16 protein-coding genes and 1 tRNA gene are annotated in these 20,103 nt (G+C 46.4%); 5 read left to right on the top strand and 12 right to left on the bottom strand.

What is annotated here, in order from left to right; genetic code table 11:
- Window positions 1-48: 48 nt before the first annotated feature.
- Window positions 49-1,557, bottom strand: a complete 1,509-nt coding sequence (gene hutH, locus GWC95_RS10220; protein WP_161818603.1) for a histidine ammonia-lyase — start codon at window positions 1,555-1,557, stop codon at window positions 49-51.
- 162 nt (window positions 1,558-1,719) lie between these two features.
- Between hutH and GWC95_RS10225 the strand changes: the two genes are divergently transcribed.
- Both GWC95_RS10225 and GWC95_RS10230 read left to right on the top strand, forming a co-directional pair.
- Window positions 1,720-1,793 (top strand) — tRNA-Arg (locus tag GWC95_RS10225).
- 150 nt (window positions 1,794-1,943) lie between these two features.
- Complete coding sequence (locus GWC95_RS10230) at window positions 1,944-4,586, top strand: DUF3857 domain-containing protein (protein WP_161818604.1); 2,643 nt, start codon at window positions 1,944-1,946, stop codon at window positions 4,584-4,586.
- 429 nt (window positions 4,587-5,015) lie between these two features.
- Here GWC95_RS10230 and GWC95_RS10235 read toward each other — a convergent pair whose 3' ends face one another.
- Genes GWC95_RS10235 through GWC95_RS10245 form a run of 3 tightly spaced genes read right to left on the bottom strand, consistent with a single transcriptional unit; the run spans window position 5,016 to window position 7,554 of the window.
- Window positions 5,016-5,732 (bottom strand): FISUMP domain-containing protein, encoded by a 717-nt coding sequence (locus GWC95_RS10235; protein ID WP_161818605.1) that lies wholly within the window; start codon window positions 5,730-5,732, stop codon window positions 5,016-5,018.
- Window positions 5,733-5,771: 39 nt separating this feature from the next.
- Window positions 5,772-6,464 (bottom strand): LytR/AlgR family response regulator transcription factor, encoded by a 693-nt coding sequence (locus tag GWC95_RS10240; protein WP_161818606.1) that lies wholly within the window; start codon window positions 6,462-6,464, stop codon window positions 5,772-5,774.
- Between the two features lies 1 nt (window position 6,465).
- Complete coding sequence (locus tag GWC95_RS10245; RefSeq protein WP_161818607.1) at window positions 6,466-7,554, bottom strand: sensor histidine kinase; 1,089 nt, start codon at window positions 7,552-7,554, stop codon at window positions 6,466-6,468.
- Window positions 7,555-7,738: 184 nt separating this feature from the next.
- Between GWC95_RS10245 and GWC95_RS10250 the strand changes: the two genes are divergently transcribed.
- Window positions 7,739-8,926, top strand: coding sequence for a TlpA family protein disulfide reductase (locus GWC95_RS10250; RefSeq protein WP_161818608.1), 1,188 nt, complete (start codon window positions 7,739-7,741; stop codon window positions 8,924-8,926).
- 249 nt (window positions 8,927-9,175) lie between these two features.
- Here GWC95_RS10250 and GWC95_RS10255 read toward each other — a convergent pair whose 3' ends face one another.
- Window positions 9,176-10,774, bottom strand: coding sequence for an ABC-F family ATP-binding cassette domain-containing protein (locus GWC95_RS10255; RefSeq protein ID WP_161818609.1), 1,599 nt, complete (start codon window positions 10,772-10,774; stop codon window positions 9,176-9,178).
- A 351-nt stretch (window positions 10,775-11,125) separates the two neighbouring features.
- Between GWC95_RS10255 and GWC95_RS10260 the strand changes: the two genes are divergently transcribed.
- A complete protein-coding gene (locus GWC95_RS10260; RefSeq protein WP_161818610.1) occupies window positions 11,126-11,545 on the top strand; it encodes a VOC family protein in 420 nt (139 codons plus the stop codon).
- Window positions 11,546-11,706: 161 nt separating this feature from the next.
- On the opposite strand, the gene GWC95_RS10265 is transcribed toward GWC95_RS10260, so the two are convergent.
- Together GWC95_RS10265 and GWC95_RS10270 are read right to left on the bottom strand one after the other, a co-directional pair.
- Window positions 11,707-12,030 (bottom strand): nuclear transport factor 2 family protein, encoded by a 324-nt coding sequence (locus GWC95_RS10265; protein ID WP_161818611.1) that lies wholly within the window; start codon window positions 12,028-12,030, stop codon window positions 11,707-11,709.
- A 19-nt stretch (window positions 12,031-12,049) separates the two neighbouring features.
- Window positions 12,050-12,838 carry an SDR family oxidoreductase gene (locus GWC95_RS10270; protein WP_161818612.1) on the bottom strand — a complete coding sequence of 263 codons (789 nt, stop codon included), beginning with the start codon at window positions 12,836-12,838 and terminating at the stop codon, window positions 12,050-12,052.
- 139 nt (window positions 12,839-12,977) lie between these two features.
- On the opposite strand from GWC95_RS10270, the gene GWC95_RS10275 reads away from it, so the two are divergent.
- Window positions 12,978-13,343: a winged helix-turn-helix transcriptional regulator gene (locus GWC95_RS10275; protein WP_161818613.1), complete on the top strand. Its 366-nt coding sequence runs from the start codon at window positions 12,978-12,980 to the stop codon at window positions 13,341-13,343.
- 139 nt (window positions 13,344-13,482) lie between these two features.
- Here GWC95_RS10275 and GWC95_RS10280 read toward each other — a convergent pair whose 3' ends face one another.
- From GWC95_RS10280 to GWC95_RS10300, 5 genes are all read right to left on the bottom strand, one after another.
- A complete protein-coding gene (locus GWC95_RS10280; RefSeq protein WP_161818614.1) occupies window positions 13,483-15,660 on the bottom strand; it encodes a beta strand repeat-containing protein in 2,178 nt (725 codons plus the stop codon).
- Window positions 15,661-15,768: 108 nt separating this feature from the next.
- Window positions 15,769-16,575 (bottom strand): universal stress protein, encoded by an 807-nt coding sequence (locus tag GWC95_RS10285; protein ID WP_161818615.1) that lies wholly within the window; start codon window positions 16,573-16,575, stop codon window positions 15,769-15,771.
- 68 nt (window positions 16,576-16,643) lie between these two features.
- Window positions 16,644-18,029 carry a HAMP domain-containing sensor histidine kinase gene (locus GWC95_RS10290; protein WP_161818616.1) on the bottom strand — a complete coding sequence of 462 codons (1,386 nt, stop codon included), beginning with the start codon at window positions 18,027-18,029 and terminating at the stop codon, window positions 16,644-16,646.
- A 2-nt stretch (window positions 18,030-18,031) separates the two neighbouring features.
- On the bottom strand, window positions 18,032-18,715 hold the full coding sequence (locus tag GWC95_RS10295; RefSeq protein WP_161818617.1) for a response regulator transcription factor: 684 nt from the start codon (window positions 18,713-18,715) through the stop codon (window positions 18,032-18,034).
- Between the two features lie 5 nt (window positions 18,716-18,720).
- On the bottom strand, window positions 18,721-20,097 hold the full coding sequence (locus GWC95_RS10300; RefSeq protein WP_202630260.1) for an HAD-IB family phosphatase: 1,377 nt from the start codon (window positions 20,095-20,097) through the stop codon (window positions 18,721-18,723).
- Window positions 20,098-20,103: the final 6 nt, after the last annotated feature.

The following is a 20,103-nucleotide window of genomic DNA, read 5'->3' on the forward strand; positions in this document are numbered from 1 at the left end:
AGGCAGCAAATGTACGCATTTGGAGGTTGAGGTGGATGGGTTGGCCCTTTAATCCTCTATTCCCTTAACCACATAATTCTCCACGAACGAAATAGCGGCCACCATATCGGTGTGCAGGAGCCTGTCCTGCTCGTTGAAACTGATCTTTTCACGGAACCTGCCCATCAGGTCTTCGAGAATGGGCGATGTTTTCCTTGGCCGCCTGAATTCCAGGGCCTGCGCGGCGCTGAGCAATTCGATAGCGAGCACTTTTTCTACGTTGTTGATCACACGCAGGCACTTGGTGGCTGCATTGGCGCCCATGCTGACATGGTCCTCCTGGTTGTTTGACGAAGAAATGCTGTCTACCGAGGCCGGCGTACAAAGCTGTTTGTTCTCGCTTACAATGCCCGCCGCGGTGTATTGCGGAATCATAAAGCCGGAATTGAGGCCGGCGGCCTTAACCAGGAACAAGGGCAGCCCGCGTTGGCCGCTGATCAGCTGGTAGGTGCGCCGTTCGGAAATATTCGCGATCTCGCTCATTGCGATCGACAGGTAATCGAGCGACAGCGCCAGCGGCTGCCCGTGAAAATTACCACCGCTAACGATGAGGTCGTGTTCGGGGAAGATATTCGGGTTATCGGTAACAGAATTGATCTCCCGTACAAATACGCTCAAAATATGGTCAAACGCGTCTTTGCTTGCGCCGTGTACCTGCGGAATGCAACGGAAGGAATAAGGATCCTGCACCTGCTCTTTCTTTTGCGCGCCAATCTCGCTGCCATTTAAATAACTGCGTAAAATACGCGCGGTATTTACCTGCCCCCTGTGTGCGCGCACCTCGTGGATGTGTGGATCAAGCGGCTCGCTTATGCAGTCGAAGGCATCGAACGAGAGGGCGCTGATGAGGTCGGCCATTTGTAAGAGGTGTTCGGCTTTTTTGAGGCAATACAACCCGTAGGCGCTCATAAACTGGGTACCGTTTATAAGCGCGAGCCCTTCTTTGCTTTGCAGGTGAATGGGCTCCCAGCCAAACTTTTGCATGGCCTCTGCTGCGCTCATTTTTTTGCCCCCGTGGTATACTTCACCGAGACCGAGCAGGGGCAGGCTCAGGTGGCTCAGGGGCGCAAGATCGCCCGAAGCGCCGAGGGAGCCCTGGGTATAAATTACGGGTAGCACATCGTTGTTGTACATATACATCAGCCTGATCACCGTATCGATCTGCACACCGCTGTTGCCATAGCTGAGCGATTTGATCTTCAGCATCAGCATGAGTTTTACAATGTCTTTGGGCACTTCTTCGCCCAGTCCGCAGGCATGCGACACGAGCAGGTTGTATTGCAGTTGTTCGATCTGGCTCGCATCTATCTTAACGTTCTGGAGAAAGCCGAAGCCGGTATTGATGCCGTAGAAAAGGCCATCTTCCTGTTCCATTTTGGCATCGAGGTAGGCGCGGCAGGCGAGGATGCGCTCGTGGGCATCGAAGGTTATGGAAACGTGCTGGCCATAATCGAGGAGGTCTTTAACCTGGTTAAAATGCAGCCATTTTCTATCGAGCGGAAGGTAATTGTAACTCATCAGGGCAATCGTTTGCCGCAAAGTAAGAGCGAAACGCTTACCATCGCTCCTATCCCATGTATTTTATTGTGATTTTCCGGCAAATTGGCCGGGCCGCCACAAAACAGGCGCCGCCCACTTGTTTTGCACCCATTTTTTCCGTTATTTTGCGCTCCCTCAAAAGGACCGGTAGCTCAGCTGGATAGAGCACAAACCTTCTAAGTTTGGGGTCATTGGTTCGAATCCAATCCGGTTCACAAAGCTTCTCTATCGAGAAGCTTTTTTTAATTTGTAATAGTACCAGGCAGCTCATTACGTTGAGGCTAAATGAGCATGAGCTTACTATTTTTCAGTTGCATTACGTATCCGATATTTCCTTATGTTTATAGCAAACTAACTGCCGCAATATGTGGAAGCAACTAACTCTTTCCGTGTGCCTGATGATCTCCTCATGTACATTATTTGCACAAGGTGTTGCAACAGGTGATATGCCGACCTGGTTGTTCCGTCTGAAACCAGATCTTGGTAAGGTCCCGGCAGCGAGGGAAATCAGCAATGGATATTATTTGGAGCTGCTCGACTTACAGACGAATGTTCCGGCCCAGGCTGAGTATACACATTTTATCCGTCATATAGTGAATGAAACAGGGGTGCAGAATGCCTCTGAGGTTTCGGTAGAATTTGTACCGGATTACCAGCGCGTGATCTTTCACCGGATTTCCGTGATCAGGGAAGGGAAAATTGTCAGCACACTGAATGCATCGCACATAAAAGTTGTTCAGGAAGAAACATCGGCCGGTGATTTTCAATATAATGGAATCAAGCGGGCATTTGTTGTCCTGAAAGATGTTCGCAGCAATGACAGGATCGATGTAGCTTATACGGTTACCGGTTTCAATCCTGTTTACAAAGGGCGCTTTACCAACGAGTTTTATTTTTATTCAGGCGTCGCTGTATCAAACTATTTTCGGACGATTATTACAACGAAGACCCACCCGCTGAATTTCAGTTATTTCAATGAAGCACCTTCTCCAAGGAGATTTCATCATGATGACACCCTGATGTATTTCTGGCAGGATCCTCCGCTTAAAGCTCCGGAAACAAGCAATGCTGCGCCCAGCTGGTATAGCCGCTACAATTCAGTATCCGTAACGGAATACAAAAGCTGGAAAGAGGTGGCAGACTGGGGAATGGATCTTTTTCGACATTACCAGGTTCCACTTTCACCCGTTGTAAAAAACAAGGTAGCTGATCTGATGAAGAAGGCAGGGGGAGATAAAATGCAGTTCGCAGCGCTGGCTACCCGGTTTGTACAGGACGAGATCCGTTACCTCGGCATGGAGATCGGCATCTACACCCATAAGCCGCATGATCCAGGGCAGGTTTATTCGCAACGATATGGTGATTGTAAGGACAAAGCCTTTCTGCTGACTATGATGTTGCGGGAAGCTGGTATCAATGCCTATGTTGCGCTTCTAAGCACAACCCTTACAACCGGCCTGATAAAAGAAGACCCGGCTCCTCATAAATTCAATCATGTTATTGTAGCCGTTTACAATGGTAAAGCATACCAGTTCATCGATGCAACCATCTCTTCCCAGCGCGGATCCTTCAATGATATCTTTGTGCCGGCTTATGGTTATGCATTGGTGCTTCGCAGTGAAACAACAACGCTGGACGAGGTTACTCCCGGAAAGATCAAGAAGTCGGATGTCCGGGAGAGGTTGTTTGTGAAGTATAAAGAAGCGGGGCCCTCCCTGTTGGAAGCGGATACTTATTACGATGGAGGATCAGCCGACTTTAACCGGAGTAATTTTGCAGGAATCGGCCTGACCAATCTGCAGGATAATTTTCTACGTTATTATAACAGGTATTATGACAGCGTTGAAGTAGAGAAGGAACTCGTTATTACGGACGACCCTGTTAAAAACCAGTTGCAGGTTTCAGAAAATTATCGGTTGCCCGCGTTGTGGAAGACCAAAGAAAACGGGAAAGAATATTTCAGCTCGATTTCTCACGGACTTCTGGAATTTTTCCCCAATCCCGGAAACTCTTACAAGAAAGGCCCTCTGAGCCTTCCCTTTCCGTTAGACGCGCATTATTCACTTGAGCTGCATTTGCCCGAAACCTGGGGCTTTCCAAATGACGAATATCATATTAGTAATGATTACTACCATTTTGACTTTACTATCAAGCAGAGAGACAGTGTGGTTACGCTGGACTATCGGCTGGTGACGCTGAAGGATAACATCCCGGAGGAGCGTGTGAATGGTTACCTGCAGGACTACAAACATATAATCGAGCGTTTTGAATATACGTTGACAAGGGGGGAAACAACGAAAGGTTATACAGCACCAACAAACGCACCGGTTGCCCAGGGTATCAATGCAATCGCGCTCATTGTCTGCCTCATCACGCTTGCGGCATTATTTTTACTCTTCCGTTATTGTAACAAATTATCAGTTGAGACAATCTATATACGTGGCAGCGGTCTTCCATTAGGCGGCTGGCTGATCGTACTGGGATTAGGTTTACTTGCGACGATCATCATCCAGGCAATACCGCTCTTCAATTTCAACTTTTTTAGTCTTTCGGTGTGGCAGAATATGAAGCAAATGGGTGGAACAAACCTTGGCGTTTTGGTGATGATCGAAGAGATCATAAATATTATCCTGATCGGTGCCTATGCCGCCAACCTGTATTGGTTTATCAAGCGGAGGGATATCTTTCCCCGTGCTTTTATAACCACCACAATCCTGAAACTATGTCTCATACTCTTGTTGGGCTTTTTTTATACCGTCATCCCCTATCCTGCAACGTTAGGAGATTTTACCAAAGATATTCCCGGCCAATTCGGAAGAACAGCGGTTTATGCCGCTATCTGGATAACATACCTATTCCGTTCCGAAAGAGTAAAAAACACCTTCATTGAACCTTACAATGTAGAAAGAGAAAACCACAACAGTCGGGAGACTTCAGAAGAGGAGAACATTCAAACGCAGGGCGAGACAGGTTTTTTATCAACCGGTGAAACGGGTGTTGTGGAGTAGTTCAAAAAAAAATCAGTTGGCTCACATCGTAACGGGAAGAATACATATTCTTTCCGTTTTTTTATTCTATGGCAAAAGTGCTTTTTTGAATTTCTATTTTAAATCCAGATACCAATTACTATTGTGCCTTTATTCTCCGCAGCGTATCCTCAAAAAAACTCATTTCAGAACGTCTCCGCATACGTCTCCCAAGGGGACTCTACGGTTATAGGGCCACACATGTCCTCATGAAAAACAAGATTCATGTTTGGGATGAGCGGCTCTAAATTTATCTATTTGACGTGGCCGCCTGTTATGCTACAAAAATGTGCAGCACCCAAACCGCAGAATTTCCTTTGGTACTGCTGTAAGCTTACATCGGCGCGGTATAAATTCGGATTTCCTATATGATCGCAGGTCGCATCCCTGCCGCATGATGCCGACTTTTGGCTACCGCACCTGCACATTCCTCACCAAACGCACGGACTGCCCCGAAGCGGGATCGGCTTGTTTGATCAGTGGGTTAGCCCCCTTGGCTGTGATCACAAAGATGAGGTTGCCTTTAGAATCAGGTGCCGGATCCGCGATCCACCAATGTCCTTCAAAATACTGTTGAGAAAAAACAGCAGCGCCATACTCAACTGAACCGCCCGGAAATGCGTTGAATCCACTGGAATTATCTCCATCATAACTATCACCGCTCCAGTCAAAGGGGTCGCCCCAACCGGATTTACTTTTTAGTTTCTTATTGAGCGCACCCTGGCTTTGTGCCATCCTCGTGAAGTCAGCTTCAGAGGGAACCCTCCACCCTTTCGGTGCAAATCCGCGGGCATCTGATACGGCATACCAGTTGTACAATTTACCGTACAGGCTATCGTTTGCTTTATCAAATTTATAATGGCACCATACAGGTTTTTTGGCGGTGTAGGCGGCTTTCCATTCCGCGCCGTTTCTTGCTTCCGGTATATCATCCCCGTTTGCAAACCGTGTCCAGGTCCAATTGCTGGCAGCCCACCTGGCATTGCCGATCGTCACTTCTTCAAATTTGATTTCAAAACCAGGCGCTGGTTTATTGTCGATCTCGGATCTGTGGTAGCCGGCAAAGGCAAGGGTGACGAGCGAAAGCGGTAAGATGAATTTGAGATTCATAGTAATACTAAAATACAAAAATGTTTCGTATACCCGGCGCCTGTGTAATGGAGCCTTTTACTGACCAGACGGATCGTTGCCGTTATACGTTATGATCTCCGATCTGAACTTATGCCCCACAGGTATTTTAAATGATCCAATCTGTACGTACTCCCGGCTTATCAGGTCCAGTTTATCCTTGTTTACCGTATACGAGCGATGGATCCTTTTGAAATTGCCGGGGAGCAGCTCCATCAGTTTCTGCATGGTAAGATGGGTAAGGTAGCTTCGTGTTCCGGTGATGATCTTTAAGTAGTCCTTCATCGATTGCACATAGAGTATATCGCCGAAATACAGCTTAACCAACTCGCCATTCACTTTAATATAAAAATATTCTTTTACCGGTGCAGGCGGCTCGGCAACCTGTTGCAGATAACGCTGGATGCTCCTGGTAAAACGCTCAAAGGTGATCGGTTTTAATAGATAGTCTACAGCCTCCAGTTCAAACCCGGTGACGGCAAACTCTGAATACGCGGTGGTAAAAATGAATTTCGGCGGATTTTTCAACGACCTGATAAAATCTATACCACTCACAACCGGCATACGGATATCCAGGAAGATCAGGTCAATCTGCTGCTGGTGCAATATGCTGAATGCTTCCACCGCGGTAAAACAGGTTGCAGTGAGTTCGAGCCCGGGTGTCTGCGACAGATATTTTGCGATTACCTGCTGGGCCAGCGGTTCATCATCAACGATCATACACTTTACCATCTTAGTCAAGCATTAGGGTCAAGAGAATTTTATAAACCGAACTTGTGCTGTCTATCGTGAGAGAATGTTTACCAGGATACAAGATCGCCAATCTTTTTTTCGTGGTTGCCAGGCCTATTCCCGCCGGCGTTGAAACAGCCTGCGGTACGCGGGAGTTGGCAACTGATAACGTAAACTCTTGCCCCGTGAGACAAACGACAATATCGATAAACCCCTCGGCTGTTTCATTCTCCGTTCCGTGTTTGAATGCATTTTCAATAAAGGGCAACAGCAGCAAGGGTTCAATTGCCGCAGTATCATCGATTCCCTGTGTATCAAAACGGATGCTGATACGTTCGCTGTAACGTACAGACTGCACATCGATATAGTTATTGATAAAACGAACTTCGTTTTTTAACCGCACTTTCTGGTGATCCGATTCATAGATCACGTAGCGCATCATATCCGATAATTTTGACACCAGCGGGGCGGTCAATTCAGACCGCTGGAGTGCCAGCGAATATATATTATTCAGCGTATTGAAAAAGAAATGCGGTTGCAGCTGCGCTTTGAGATGGCGCAGATCGGCTTCCGCCTGTAGCCGCTGCAATTCGCGCAGTTGCTTATCCTGCCTGTCCTGGTGAACAAAATAGCCAAGTGCTGTCATCTGCACGACCTGCAACATAAGATAACTGATGGTAAAGCTCAATCTTCCGTTGCTGCGGCTGAATTTTTGTGCTTCCGTTCTCAACTGCGCCGGAAGAAAATTCATTTTACTGATGGTCCCATACATGCCGTATTTTATAAAGAATTCCATGAAAACAACAAAGCCCGCAAAAGCCAGGAGAAAATAGAAGTATTTTTTTTTCAGCAGCAGGCGCTTGATCGCGAGCAGGTAAAAAAGATAGTAAGCAAAAAAGTGGTACGATCCCCATACAAGCCGCCGGATCACGTTAACCGAATAATAGCTTGTACTGAACTGCTCCGGCTGTTCGTTAAACGAATATTCAAGATCGGATAACAGGGGTACACAAAAAGATACAAAAGCAAAAAATGCGATCTCTATTTTTGCATATTTATCAAACTTGAATGGTTGACTGACTGCAGACATAGTATAAAGCTAACGCAATTAGCCGCTGGTTTTTGTTGCGCTTACCCCTGCAATGGCTGTATTTCGACGGAGCCTTTGTTTTTTTCGACAAAGATGCCCATACAACCATTACACGAATTATTAATCAGTCTCATCGAATAAACCATCACCAGGCGCTGGCAGCGATTATGTTTACAAAAAAAACATGAAACGTTTACTGCTATTATTAATGACAGCGACAGCCTTCAACGCACAATCTCAGCAAACCGACAGCGCGGATAAATTGCTCCGGGCCACACTCTCCAGGTTGCAATCGCTCACAACACTCAGCTATAACCAGGTTCGCGAAACGATGTATTATGGCGAAAATTACCACAATGTTTTTGAGTCTTCGCTTTACTTCGATTTTACAAAAAAAGAAGCGATGACAGGTTTCCGGTTCCAGGCCTCCACCGCTGATCGGAATTTTATTTTCGACGGATCGCGGGCCTTCAACATCAACAAAGAAAAACTGACCATAGATTCCATTTCCATCCGCACGATAAAAGGAATAGAGAACAACAGCTTTCTCTATCATTCGGTAGCGATGATACGCAATGCTATCCCGCTGGTTCTTGCCAACGACTCCATAATGCGTTTTGCAGGAGATACATTGATTAATGGACGCTACTACGATCACATCACCTTAAATTGTCCTGAACGATTGTATTTCCAGATTTTCAATGGCGTTCTTTACATGGATAAAGCAGGCAGCAGGATGCAGTACCACCTCATTACAGATAAGAAAACTCACCTGCCGTATATGTTTGTTCAAAAATACATCCGCAGTGCAGTGGATGACCGTGATTTTGTAAAGACGATTTATAGCAACATGAATGAACAACCAGACGCTCCCGCCAGTTCAAGCTGGGCCTATGCCAGCTATTCCGAAAGGTACAAACCTTACGTTGCGCCAACGAGAAAGGCAGTTGTAAAACCAGGTGATACCTTGGCTGATTTCAACCTGCCATCTCTTACAGCAAAAGGAAAGTCGATGATTAACTACAGCAGTTTCAAAGGAAAAGTAGTACTGCTCGATTTTTGGTTCAGAACCTGCGGCCCATGTATACAAGCGATGCCAAAGTACAACTTACTCCAGGCGTCATTTATAAATGAAGGATTCCGGCTGGTCACTGTTAACATACAGGATACAGAGGAAGAAGTTCGTTTTTTCTATAATAAATTTCAACCCAACTATACCATGCTGATACAGGGAGAAAAGCTTTTCGACAAACTTGGCTTTACCGGTTGCCCCAGCGCAGTGCTCGTAGACACACATGGTAAAGTAGTGAAAACGTATATAGGGTTTAACGAGGCCGAGATGTCCAAAGACATCAGGGCATTGCTCAACTAAATTATCTATAAATTAAATAAGGCAAAACGTTGCTTCAAAATGAATAAAGAAACTGTGCCGGCCGATCGTCTCGAACAGCGCTTACTATTTTTATTCTCCGCAGAGTATTCTTAAAGAAAACTAGTATAAGAAGGTCTCCGCAGATGTTTGTGATTTTGACGCGTTATAATGAAACGCTGCCGGGAAGAAAAATGGAAAACGTTATTTTACTTACCACGGCATCCACTGAATCTCGAGCTACTCCTATTGTCATGCACCATCCAACTCAATTATTTTCTTCACCCCTGCTTTCTCTACAAACTTCACATCATGAGATATAATAATAATAGTACCCTCATACGCCTGAACAGCATGTGAAAGCACTTCGATGTTCTGAATATCAAGATTGTTGGTAGGTTCATCGAGGATAACGATGTCAGGCGGACGGTTTCTGACCGTAAGACAGCAAAGCGTCAACCGCATCTTCTCCCCTCCACTCAAATGGCTGCAATACTGGTCCCAGTGTGCTTGTCCGAATAAAAACCGGTTGAGCCGCGCTTTTACTTCGTGTTCGCTCAGGTCTCCATTGTTAAATTGCTGGGCCTGTTGGTATACCGTGCGTTGGTTATCGATCAAAGAATAATCCTGGTCAATACAGATTGCATCGCTTTTGGCACGATAAAAATTTCCTTGCTGCGGATTCAATTCGCCGACAATGATCTTTACCAGTGTAGTTTTACCTGAACCATTTTGCCCGGAAATCGCAACACGCTCACCGGTGGTGATGTGAATATCAAGAGGGTTTTTCCAAATCCAGTTTTGCCCGTCGTAACGGTAATTGATGCCTGTTGCATCGAATAATACTTTACCCCCGTGAAGGCCTGTTTGCATAAATTCCAGTTTGATGGAACCGGTTTTCACCATGTTCGATCGCAGCGCCTGCAGCTGTTGTGAGAGTTGGGCGATCTTTTCCGAATGTACGTCTTTGGTTTTCGAGGTACTGTTCTCTGCCTTGTTACGCAATGTGTTCATCATAATCCTCGCTACACCGGCTTTATCCTGCTTCCCTTTGCCCCGGCTGTCTGACCTTTGTTGCTGCTCCATCACCTTCCTTTCGGTTTCTCTTGCTTTCCGCAACGCCTTTTCAGAAGCCCGCAATGTTAAGGCAAGCGCATGCTTCTCTATCTCTTTCTGGGCCGCGTAAAAATCATAGTTCCCGCCATAAACAACAATACCTTCCTTGCCTAGCTCACAGGTAGTGTTTAGCAGGTTTAACAATTCCCGGTCGTGACTGACTACGATCAGCGAGCTTTTTGTTGACCGTATAAATGCATACAACAATTCCCTCCCGTTGCCATCAAGGTGATTGCTCGGTTCATCCAGCAACACGATGCGTGGTTGATGAATGGTGATCGCACTCAAAAAAACCCTTGTCTTCTCTCCGCCACTGAGTGATCCCATTTTCCGGCCAAGATCCATACCGGTCAATCCCCAATGCTGCAGTGCCTGGTTACATCGTTCCTGAATCGTCCAGTCATCATCCACAAGTAAATAATTGTTCGCCGAAACATTACCGTCCAATATTTCCCTGAGCGCCTGCAATTTTTCACCTACCTGCATTGCATCGGCAACAGGCAGCTCCTCGAATTGTCCAAAATGCTGTGGTACATAAAAAGGTGGTGTATCGGAAAAGATGGTTCCGTCGAGCGGCTTTGTAAGCCCCATTACAATTCGCAGGAATGTTGATTTCCCGGATCCATTGTTCCCGATGAGTGATATTTTGTTGCGGTCCTGAAGCGTAAGATTGACATCCCGAAACAGCAGTTCTTCATTGGGATAGGCATAAGACAGCCCTTGTATGCTAAGCATGTTTATTTCTTTAAAGAATACAAAATCGCTGTGCCGCAATTGCGGTCAGCAGTTTGGGTTCATTGGAAAGAAATAAAATATCACATGCTGATCTGGAGAATTAAAAGTCAAAATTACAGAATTATAGTTAAGCGTGCAAAATCCTGCTGAATGGTCTGATAAATCGCTTCAAAGGGATTTACCGCCCTCGGCATCGATCTTCCCCCTGCTATAGGAATCAGCCTTCGCCGGGCCGGGCATAGCTGGATGTTGTACATTGTATAACTTTAACTCAGGCAAAATGATGGAAGTACAAACTGGGAAGCCATCGAAATTCAAGCCCCCAATCGTTACAATCTAAAACGACCAACCATGAATGTCCAGGTTTTTAAATCGTTCCGCGCGCCCGAAAGCGGGTTTGCTCCGATGCTGTATATTCCAAATGGAACGACTGACGTGAGTTTCTACGAAAAAGCATTTGGCGCAACAGAAACAAGAAGGTTTGGCAACAGCGATGGCAGTATTCATGTTTCGGAGTTTGTGATAGAGGAATCGATGTTCCACCTGCATGAAGTGACGAAAAACGCAAAGGCGCTTGATCCCGGTGCAACCGGCGGACATACCACTGTGGAGATCGGTTTATTTGTTGCAGATGTACACGCCGTAGTTGAAAAAGCAGTGGCTGCAGGAGCCACGATAACCTCAGCCGTTCAGGATTACGACTATGGTTACAGGCAGGCGACAATAAAAGATCCATTCGGGCATCTCTGGACAATACAGCAGGCGATCTAAGCGTCGGAATAGTCCGGAAATAATGTTCAGTAAAATGCGACTGGGTTCACGAAATGCTGAAAGCCACTGCTGTAGCGACTTTCAGCATTGCACCTTGATTGAACATTGAACCAACGTTTCACGAAACGAATTTTCGTTCTTGAAAAATTGACCAACTTCCTTTAGTCAGTCACTTTTAACGATTGAATAAATCCGTCAACTATATTGAAATGGAATTTTAGCGTAAGCGGACTGCCGGGAAAGGTTCCCGACACTTCGGCGGATAAAATGCCCGATGTACCATTTTCCTGGAAACCGAGCGGCTTCATAGTGGATCGATATTTTTCGTTGCTTTCAGCTATCCAATGTTCAATTTCTGTTCTGCCGGTATGTACTTTGCCTTCATCATGCACGATTGCTGTTTCGGCAAAACAATTTGCGTAGGCCGTACTGTCAAACTCGTTTTGCGCTTTTACTAATGCTGAGATAACTTTTGGTAAATTCATTTTTCCTGATTTTGTTTTATTAAATAGTAGGCACCGTTCCGCCGTCAATGATGAATTCTGTTCCTGTGAGATAGCCTGCCCTCGGTGATACCAAAAAGCCTACCAATTCAGCCACTTCTTCGGGTTCAGCCGGTCTTCCGAAGGGGATTCCACCCAATGCATCCATTACAGTTTGCTGCGCTTCTGCTACTGTGCTTTTTGCATTTCTTGCGATCTCTCCCAGCCAGGCTACCGATGCTGTTGTCTTGATCCATCCCGGCGAAACCGTGAGCACGCGTATGCCTTTCGGCGCAACCTCGTTCGACAAACTTTTGCTGTAATTTCTCAATCCCGCCTTTGCGGCAGCATACGGCAAGGTTGAATCATATAAAGGCAGTTTGCCTTGAATAGAAGCGATGTGAATGATAACCCCGCTTTTTCGATCGATCATCTGAGGCAAAAATCCCCTGTCCAGCCGCACGGGAGCCAGCAGGTTGGCTTGTAAGGTTGATTGCCAGTCTTCATCGGTCAATGCGGCAAAGCCACCAGCCGGCGTAACCGACGAGCCAAGGTTGTTCACAAGAATGTCCAATCTTCCATAAGTAGACAGTACTTCGCTGATCACTTTTTGAGATCCTGCTGCCGTGCTTAGGTCTGAAGCGATAAGATGCAAGCTGTTGTTTTCTATTTCCGGCGCGTTCCTTGCGGTAATAATTACCGTTGCACCAGCCTGTAAAAGCCTTTCTGCAATGGCCTTCCCGGTTCCTTTTGTGCCGCCGGTTACCAGTGCAATTTTGCCATTTAACTCGCTACTCAATTCTTTTTCCATTTTTTCCTTTTTTGTTTTTTGAATTCTGATGAGCAAAATTGAGCAGTACGATCAGTTTATACAAGTACGGAAAATGGAATTGCATACTGATAATTTTATCCCTATTGTACATCTTCGCCTATTGGGCTAATTTTGTACGATGAAAGAAAGGAAGATACCGTTGAACCTGAATTGCGGGCTTGACCTGGTTGGCGAGGTATTGTATGGTAAATGGAAGATCCGTTTACTTTGGTTTATAGATCAAGGGCATAAACGCCCCAGCGAACTGCAACGGAAGATACCTGATGCTTCGAGAAGGGTGCTGAATATGCAATTGAAAGAACTCGAGCATCATGAGTTGATCTCCAAAACCATCTACCCGGTGGTACCGCCTAAAGTAGAGTATCAGCTAACTGAGTTTGGAAAAAGCCTTATTCCTGTGATATTGGCCATTGGGCAATGGGGCGATGCAAATGAAAAACGCTTGAGGGCCTTAATTGAGGTCCAGGAATCACAGGAAGTTTAGAACCAATAAGGCTCAAACGATCGCGTCCTTTATTGCAGTTAGTGTTTGCCTTTCACGGGGCCACCCGCTGGTTTTAACTGAGATTTAAACCCGGGAAGATGGAAGGTAAAATGGCACCTCTCTTATTCTGTCACCCTGCCTACTGAACCACATCTAATTTACCCCCTCCATCTGCATTGATCTCAACACTGGCATCGTCATTGATATCTATTGCCTGGCAAACAACTTTGGTACTGGCAAGGATGTGTTTGATGCCCGCATTGCTCACTTTGAGATTGTAAAAAGTAAAAGCGGGTATGGTTTGTATCCCACTGCTGTTGAAATCAACAGTGCTGTTGGTTACCGTGTAGTTGCCACTGCCCGGTGTAAACGATCCCCCGATGCCGATATCGCCGGTGGTGGCAAAGGTTCTGTCTCCCCCACTTCCATCAAGATTATAATAGTCTACTGCTGCAATGGTGGCAGATGTGGCATTGGTATAGTTTACGGTAGATGTGCCTGCCGTAAAAACACCATTGTTAACCAGCGGGGTTCCGGCACCGCCAAGGTTTAAGGTGTAGGTACCGAGATCTAACTCACTCGCAGGCTGGATGGTGAGCACTTCGTCAACCGTGGTTGTTCCCGTCAGTGTTTTGATACCTGCACCCGAGAAGCCAATATTGTTGTAGTTGAATGCGGGGATCGCCTGGGCCATTGCGCCGGTAAAATTTACTGTTCCGTTGTTGGGTGTGAAAGTGATGGCTGATCCTGAAATGGCTCCTGCTATATTCAGTGTGCTGGTGTTGCATCGCAGCGTTCCGTCGGTGTTTGTCCAGGTGCCGGTGAAGGTATGTGTATGGCCGCTGCCGAGGCGTAATATGCCCCCGCTGCTGTTCATCGTAAATGCACCGCCGTTTACATCTCCCTGGAGAATGGCCGTTCCGTTTGTTTTAGCGATCAACACCTGGCCCGAGGTTGTAAAACCGCCTATATCCTGTCCTACCGCGCCACTAATTGTTACATCGCCGGCTGATGCTGTCCATGTTCCGTTGTTGATAAAATCGCCATTGAAGGTAAGATCGTTTGATCCTGCGTTGAAGGTTGCGCCGGTATTTATGGTTAGCGGAACGCCTTCGTTAAAAACTTTGTTACCATTAGCCGATATCGTACCGGTATTGTCAATGATCACGCCCCCGGTTGCAGCAAAGGGAGTGATCCATTCCACGCCCGCTGTTCTTGGCGTTGCCGTATTGTAGCGAAGTGAAGCGGACGCACCATAGGCCGGGGCCGCTGATGCAGTCGCGCTTCCTTCTATAGAAAAAACATTAGTCACATTGGTTGTTACGACAACGGTTTTAAGCCCCGAATTTGAAAAAGTGAGGTTGTAAAACGTTTTCGTTCCGCTGGCAGACAATCGCTGGGCGCCTGCTGCGCCGAGGTTAACCGTTCCTGTTCCCGGAACAAAAACAGCAGCGTTGCTCCCACCCCATGCAGATGTGCTTACCACATTTACATTGAGCGTGCTCGAACCGCCATTGAGTGTTCCGCTTGTAAGAATGACCGTGCCTATGGTTGTATGATTCAACCCAACACCAAGATCCAATGTACCCGCCCCGTTCATGGTCAGGCCGTTTGATGTAACATCTCCGGTAAAAGTTGCGATGCCCGAGGTTTTTGTGCAGGATACCCGCCCGTCTGTTACAAAACCCCCGATACTTTGTGTCGCCGCTGTTCCCGAGATCGTGATCGCCGCAGAACCAAAATCCACACTCGCACTCGAATTGGCATTGACCAGGTTTCCCGTTCCCAGGGTTATTACAGCCGTAGCTGTAAAGAGAATGGTGCCGGTTGATGTGTTGTTCAGGTCACCGGATGTATGCGTTATTCTCCCTGAAGTTCCGGTGATCGAACCGCTGTTGATAAGGTCCCCGGTGGTTTGGTTGATTCGTCCTGATGTATAGGTAAACGTTCCATTATTTGTGAACGTCGATGTATTAACGGTGATCTGTCCGGTACTGCCCGACATCGTTCCATTGTTCAGACAGTTTCCTGAAATGGTCAGCGTATACGTTTGAAAGGCAAGTGTGCCGCCGCTGTTGATGGTGAGCTGACCGATCGTTCGCGTCGCATTCATCGTAACAGTGTGGTTGTTCTGTATGATAAAAATATCACCATTGGCAAGTGTTGCACCATTGGTTGGAAAACCACCCGGGTTTACCGACCATGTTCCCGGCGTATTGAATGTTCCGCTGGTACGGGAATAATAAGTGGCGCTATAAGCAGGTAGAGAAAACAGGATACAGCAAACCATGAGCGCGTTGCAGAAAGCCTTGTACATAATCCTTTTTTTAATTAAATAATACGCAACAGGATCAGGATCACACCTGCAATTTGGCAGCAAGGCATTAACAGGGAATTAGAACGCGGTTAGATTGCAGTTAGGTTTTCAGGCAACATGGAAATTCAGGTCCTTGACCCAAAGCGCTTCTTTGTCTGCTGCAGACATACGCGTCATCAGAAGGTCGGCACCAACCGATCTTGCATAAGACAGGAAGCTATCCAGCGGCGAATAGTTATGATCGAGACATTTGCATTCTACCTGTAAATGCGATGCAATTTTTAACCGTTTCAACGTTTCGGTAAGAAAATAAAAGTCTGTGGAACGTTTGCTTGTTTCACCGGATCCAACTGTGACCAGGTGAATTTTCATCTTCTGCGAAATGGCCGTATCCATGATCGTACGAAGGCGTAGTTCAGGAACAAAATCTGTAATGGGGATCACCACCTGCTTCCATGCGTCCCTGGGCGCCTTTGCCGCGAATAAAGTGATCACCTGGCAGTGGCTTTTTTCAAGTATGTATTCCAGGTTTGATTTCAGTGCCGGGAACCTTGTTTTAGGAACGGCTGTCTCATTCAACACAAGCAGATCCGCCCCGATCGACACAGCATGATTGAGAACGGTTGTTCTCCATTTCCCCCATTCTACTGCCGTAACTACGGAGATATCGTGCTCCCTGCAAATGATCTCTTTCAACATCTGCAGCAGGGCCATTTTTTCACTGGTTAACCCAAGCGGTATCACTTTCGGATGAAACCACCAAAGCTGCGGTTTGTAAACCGCAGGATCACCCACATACAAAAGATGAAGCTCCGCATTATGGCTTTCTGCCAACGCTGCTACCTGTTTAATAACCGGGAGGAATTCTGCATCCAGTATTACCGGCATCAAAATACGCCTGACGAGCTTTTCCATAGTGTATGAATTTTATTAAAACTACACTGTGCAGGTAAAGCGTTTCTAAGAAAAGTATTAGAAATGAATTAGTATTTGCCTGCCGAGGCCGAAGGAAGTATTACCGAAACAACCAGGCGTTTGTCGTTGCTTATTTCAGCCTTGATTTCCCCTTTGTGCAGGAGTATGATGCGTCTTGTAAGCGACAGGCCAAGGCCATAACCAGGCGCCGCCGATGCATTGCTGCCCCGCTGAAAAGGTTGAAAGATCATGCCGATCTCGTCGGGATTGAAGGTGTCGGTGATGTTGCTGAAAAGAATGACGATGCGCCCTTCAACAAACGACAATGAAATATGAACCGTATGATCCGGGGAATATTTGCAACCGTTCTCCGCTATGTTCCTGCATGCAGATAACAGGAGTTCATAATTACCGGCAACTATACCGAGATCTTCGTTATCGGGTATTTCATCGAAATAAACTTTGGCAGCATACTCCGGATGGTTTTTCTTAAGCAGGGAGGGCACTTCCATCAACACCTCATCCATGCGTACACCGGTGGTCTGCAATGCTCCACCCCTCGCTGTTCTTGCCAGCACCAGGAGCTGCTGCGTAAGGTCTGTCATGTGCTGTGCATCGGCCTGCACAGATCGCAATACCTTAAGGTACTCACCGTTGGTTCTTTCTTTACGAAGGGTAACATCGATCTGGTTGATTACCGAGGTCAGCGGCGTAGACAATTCATGAGATGCGTTTGAAATAAACCTGCCCTGTATCTCAAAAGACTCCTGCAGGCGATGCAACAGGTTGTTGAATGTAACAGACAACATATTCCATTCGTCTTTGGCGGGCAGCTCCGGTAACCTGTTTTCGATATTGGTGGCTGAGATCTTATCTACCGTTTCAGCTATCTTTTTTACGGGCCTGAGCAGCTCGCGGCTAAAAATCCACCCGGCCAATATAGATACCAATGTAGCCGCCAGGAAAGAGATCAGCAGATTGTACCTTAGTTCACGCAGGTTGTTGATGCCGGCCTGGTCGATGGCTGAAGTAACCACAATCACTGGTTTGGGAGAAGCATCATAATAGATGCCCACCAGCTTTTTCTTACCCTCCGAAGTATTTACAATTTTCTTCTCAAGGATCTCGTCGAGCAGCTCCGGTTCAATCGAAACAAAAGGTGTTTTTGCCCTTGAAAAATAATAAAGGCTGTTTTTTTCCTTGTCAAAAATACTGATGGTTTCTGCCACCAGCATGTTTGTTGTTGAGCTGTCCAGTTTCGAAAGGAACGTATAATCATTTGAAGGAAGGCGGGATAAAAGTTTGGCCACGGTTAACGACCGGTTTTGCAATCGCCTATTAAAATCACGCTGGTATTGGCTCGCAGTGGTATAGTAAGTGGCAATGCCAAAAGCGGCAAGCACAGTAAAGGCGAGCAGCAAAGAGGCTAACGTGATTTTCAATCTTACTTTCATGCTCAATTGGGTTCTTTCATAACATAGCCAAAACCTACCTGCGTATGGATCAGCTTCACAGGAAAATCCTTATCAATTTTTTTCCTGAGGTAGTTGATGTACACGTCAATTGTATTCGTATTGGTATCGAAGTCTATGTCCCATACATTTTCACCAATCGCTGCGCGGCTCAACACCCTTTTGCTGTTGCGCATGAGGTATTCCAACAATTGAAATTCTTTAGCGGTCAGGGCGATTTTTTTGCCCGATCGGGAAACTTCTTTTGTATCCAGGTTCATTTCGAGATCTGAGAAATGCAGAACATTGCCAACAGGTATATTGTCGCTCGTACTTCTTTTCAAAAGCGCACGGATCCGAACGATCAACTCATCAAACGAAAAAGGTTTGACCATGTAGTCGTCTGCCCCTGCGTTAAAACCTTCTATCTTATCCGGTACCGACCCAAAAGTGGTCAGCATTAAAACAGGTACGTGTTTATTGCGGCTGCGTATTCTTGCACAGAGCTCGAGGCCATTGATCCCCGGCAGGTTGATGTCCAGTATCACGAGGTCAAAAGGCTGCTGGTTAAACAGCTTTTCGCCGATTTTGCCATCGTAACCTACCGACACCTCATGCCCCAGCTCCTGCAATCCTTTCTGCAGCGAATCTGCAATCTTTCTTTCATCCTCAACTAATAATATGTTCATTTTATTCAGGTTATAATCGGGATCAGCAAATCAAAATCAGGCTCTTTCACAATAAAATCTGCCACCGAATCAAGAAATTCATAGGTGGAACAGAATGAAACGCCGATCCCTGCTTTTTTGATACTGCAAATATCGTTCTCGCCGTCTCCTATTACAATCGTGTTCTTCAGGTCAACGTTGTACCGTTCGCAGATGGCAATCAACGCATTGAGTTTGCAATAATCGTGTCTGCACATGCTTTTCTCCCCGGCCACGAAAAACGAAGGGATTTTCACCTCGCCTGTAACGATGCTTTTAGAAAACTCGAGTTCATTTGAAATGGTGAAGTCAAATCCGTACCTGTTTTTCAAATGGTTGGTAATACAATCATAACTGTCGCTGATTATCCCTGTAATATAACCCTGTTCTTTCAGTTTTGCAATAGTTTGAGCGAGGCTGGGTGTCACCTCCATGCTGTCTGCAATCTCCAGCAATTCGCCGATCGTACGCCCCCTTAACAGCCGCGCGATCTGTTTGGTTCGTATGATCGGATTCCCTGCATTGTTTTTAACGATCGCGGCAAGCTCCTGCGAGAACCCAAACGCGTTTGCCGCCGTTCTTATGAAACTGGCGCGAAACACTGTATTGTCCATGTCGAAAACGGCGATCTTTTTCAGCGACATCAACCCTTCATGAATTGCGTAATCCATCTGTTCCCTTATCACTTGTATGTATTCGTAGGTTTCTAAATTCTGCACTGCTTTTCCTTTTGATTTTTTCATGATCGTACGCGCTACTTCTCTGGACATTTTCCCGAGCTCTTCCAAAGACTGCATATCATTCATTATCCTCCCGATGTGAACCTCCCTGATGTTTGCACCAAGGATGTACATATCGATCAGCAGCCCGATGTCGACACCGTATCCGTCTTCAAACTCAATGGCGTCAAACAAGGCTTTTCGTCCACCGATCATCCCGCTGAGCGGTTGTTGAAAAGTGGGAAACCCGGGATATAAAATATTAAGCAAGGGTTTGGCAACCAGCTCCGTTACCCGCCCGGCCTGTCGCGAGAAGTAGGATTTTGTAAAATCGGCTTCGCCTGAAAGTATGGGCGAAGCAAGTAATTCAATTACGTTTTCCGGGTAGGTAACAATATCGGCGTCAAGAAAAACGATCACCTCATTTTGTGCGATGGTAGTGCCGTCTTTCATCGAAGTGCCTTTGCCGAGTTTCGTGCTGGTAATAACTTTGGCGCCGGCCGTGCGCGCGATGGCCACAGTTGCGTCTTTTGATTTGTCGTCCACAACAATCACCTCCGACACAAGTGGATCTTTCTTTGCGAGCGCAATAACCTGTTCAATCGTATTTTCTTCGTTCAAAGCCGGTATGATCACAGTAACCATTTCTAT

Source organism: Sediminibacterium roseum (assembly GCF_009939005.1).
GTDB classification, from domain to species: Bacteria; Bacteroidota; Bacteroidia; order Chitinophagales; family Chitinophagaceae; genus Sediminibacterium; species Sediminibacterium roseum.

What these genes read in the sequence shown, in the direction of transcription:
- hutH (WP_161818603.1), bottom strand. Translation starts at nt 1,557, where the DNA reads ATGAGTTACAATTACCTTCCGCTCGATAGAAAATGGCTGCATTTTAAC.
- GWC95_RS10230 (WP_161818604.1), top strand. Translation starts at nt 1,944, where the DNA reads ATGTGGAAGCAACTAACTCTTTCCGTGTGCCTGATGATCTCCTCATGT.
- GWC95_RS10240 (WP_161818606.1), bottom strand. Translation starts at nt 6,464, where the DNA reads ATGGTAAAGTGTATGATCGTTGATGATGAACCGCTGGCCCAGCAGGTA.
- GWC95_RS10245 (WP_161818607.1), bottom strand. Translation starts at nt 7,554, where the DNA reads ATGTCTGCAGTCAGTCAACCATTCAAGTTTGATAAATATGCAAAAATA.
- GWC95_RS10250 (WP_161818608.1), top strand. Translation starts at nt 7,739, where the DNA reads ATGAAACGTTTACTGCTATTATTAATGACAGCGACAGCCTTCAACGCA.
- GWC95_RS10255 (WP_161818609.1), bottom strand. Translation starts at nt 10,774, where the DNA reads ATGCTTAGCATACAAGGGCTGTCTTATGCCTATCCCAATGAAGAACTG.
- GWC95_RS10260 (WP_161818610.1), top strand. Translation starts at nt 11,126, where the DNA reads ATGAATGTCCAGGTTTTTAAATCGTTCCGCGCGCCCGAAAGCGGGTTT.
- GWC95_RS10265 (WP_161818611.1), bottom strand. Translation starts at nt 12,030, where the DNA reads ATGAATTTACCAAAAGTTATCTCAGCATTAGTAAAAGCGCAAAACGAG.
- GWC95_RS10270 (WP_161818612.1), bottom strand. Translation starts at nt 12,838, where the DNA reads ATGGAAAAAGAATTGAGTAGCGAGTTAAATGGCAAAATTGCACTGGTA.
- GWC95_RS10275 (WP_161818613.1), top strand. Translation starts at nt 12,978, where the DNA reads ATGAAAGAAAGGAAGATACCGTTGAACCTGAATTGCGGGCTTGACCTG.
- GWC95_RS10280 (WP_161818614.1), bottom strand. Translation starts at nt 15,660, where the DNA reads ATGTACAAGGCTTTCTGCAACGCGCTCATGGTTTGCTGTATCCTGTTT.
- GWC95_RS10285 (WP_161818615.1), bottom strand. Translation starts at nt 16,575, where the DNA reads ATGGAAAAGCTCGTCAGGCGTATTTTGATGCCGGTAATACTGGATGCA.
- GWC95_RS10290 (WP_161818616.1), bottom strand. Translation starts at nt 18,029, where the DNA reads ATGAAAGTAAGATTGAAAATCACGTTAGCCTCTTTGCTGCTCGCCTTT.
- GWC95_RS10295 (WP_161818617.1), bottom strand. Translation starts at nt 18,715, where the DNA reads ATGAACATATTATTAGTTGAGGATGAAAGAAAGATTGCAGATTCGCTG.
- GWC95_RS10300 (WP_202630260.1), bottom strand. Translation starts at nt 20,097, where the DNA reads ATGGTTACTGTGATCATACCGGCTTTGAACGAAGAAAATACGATTGAA.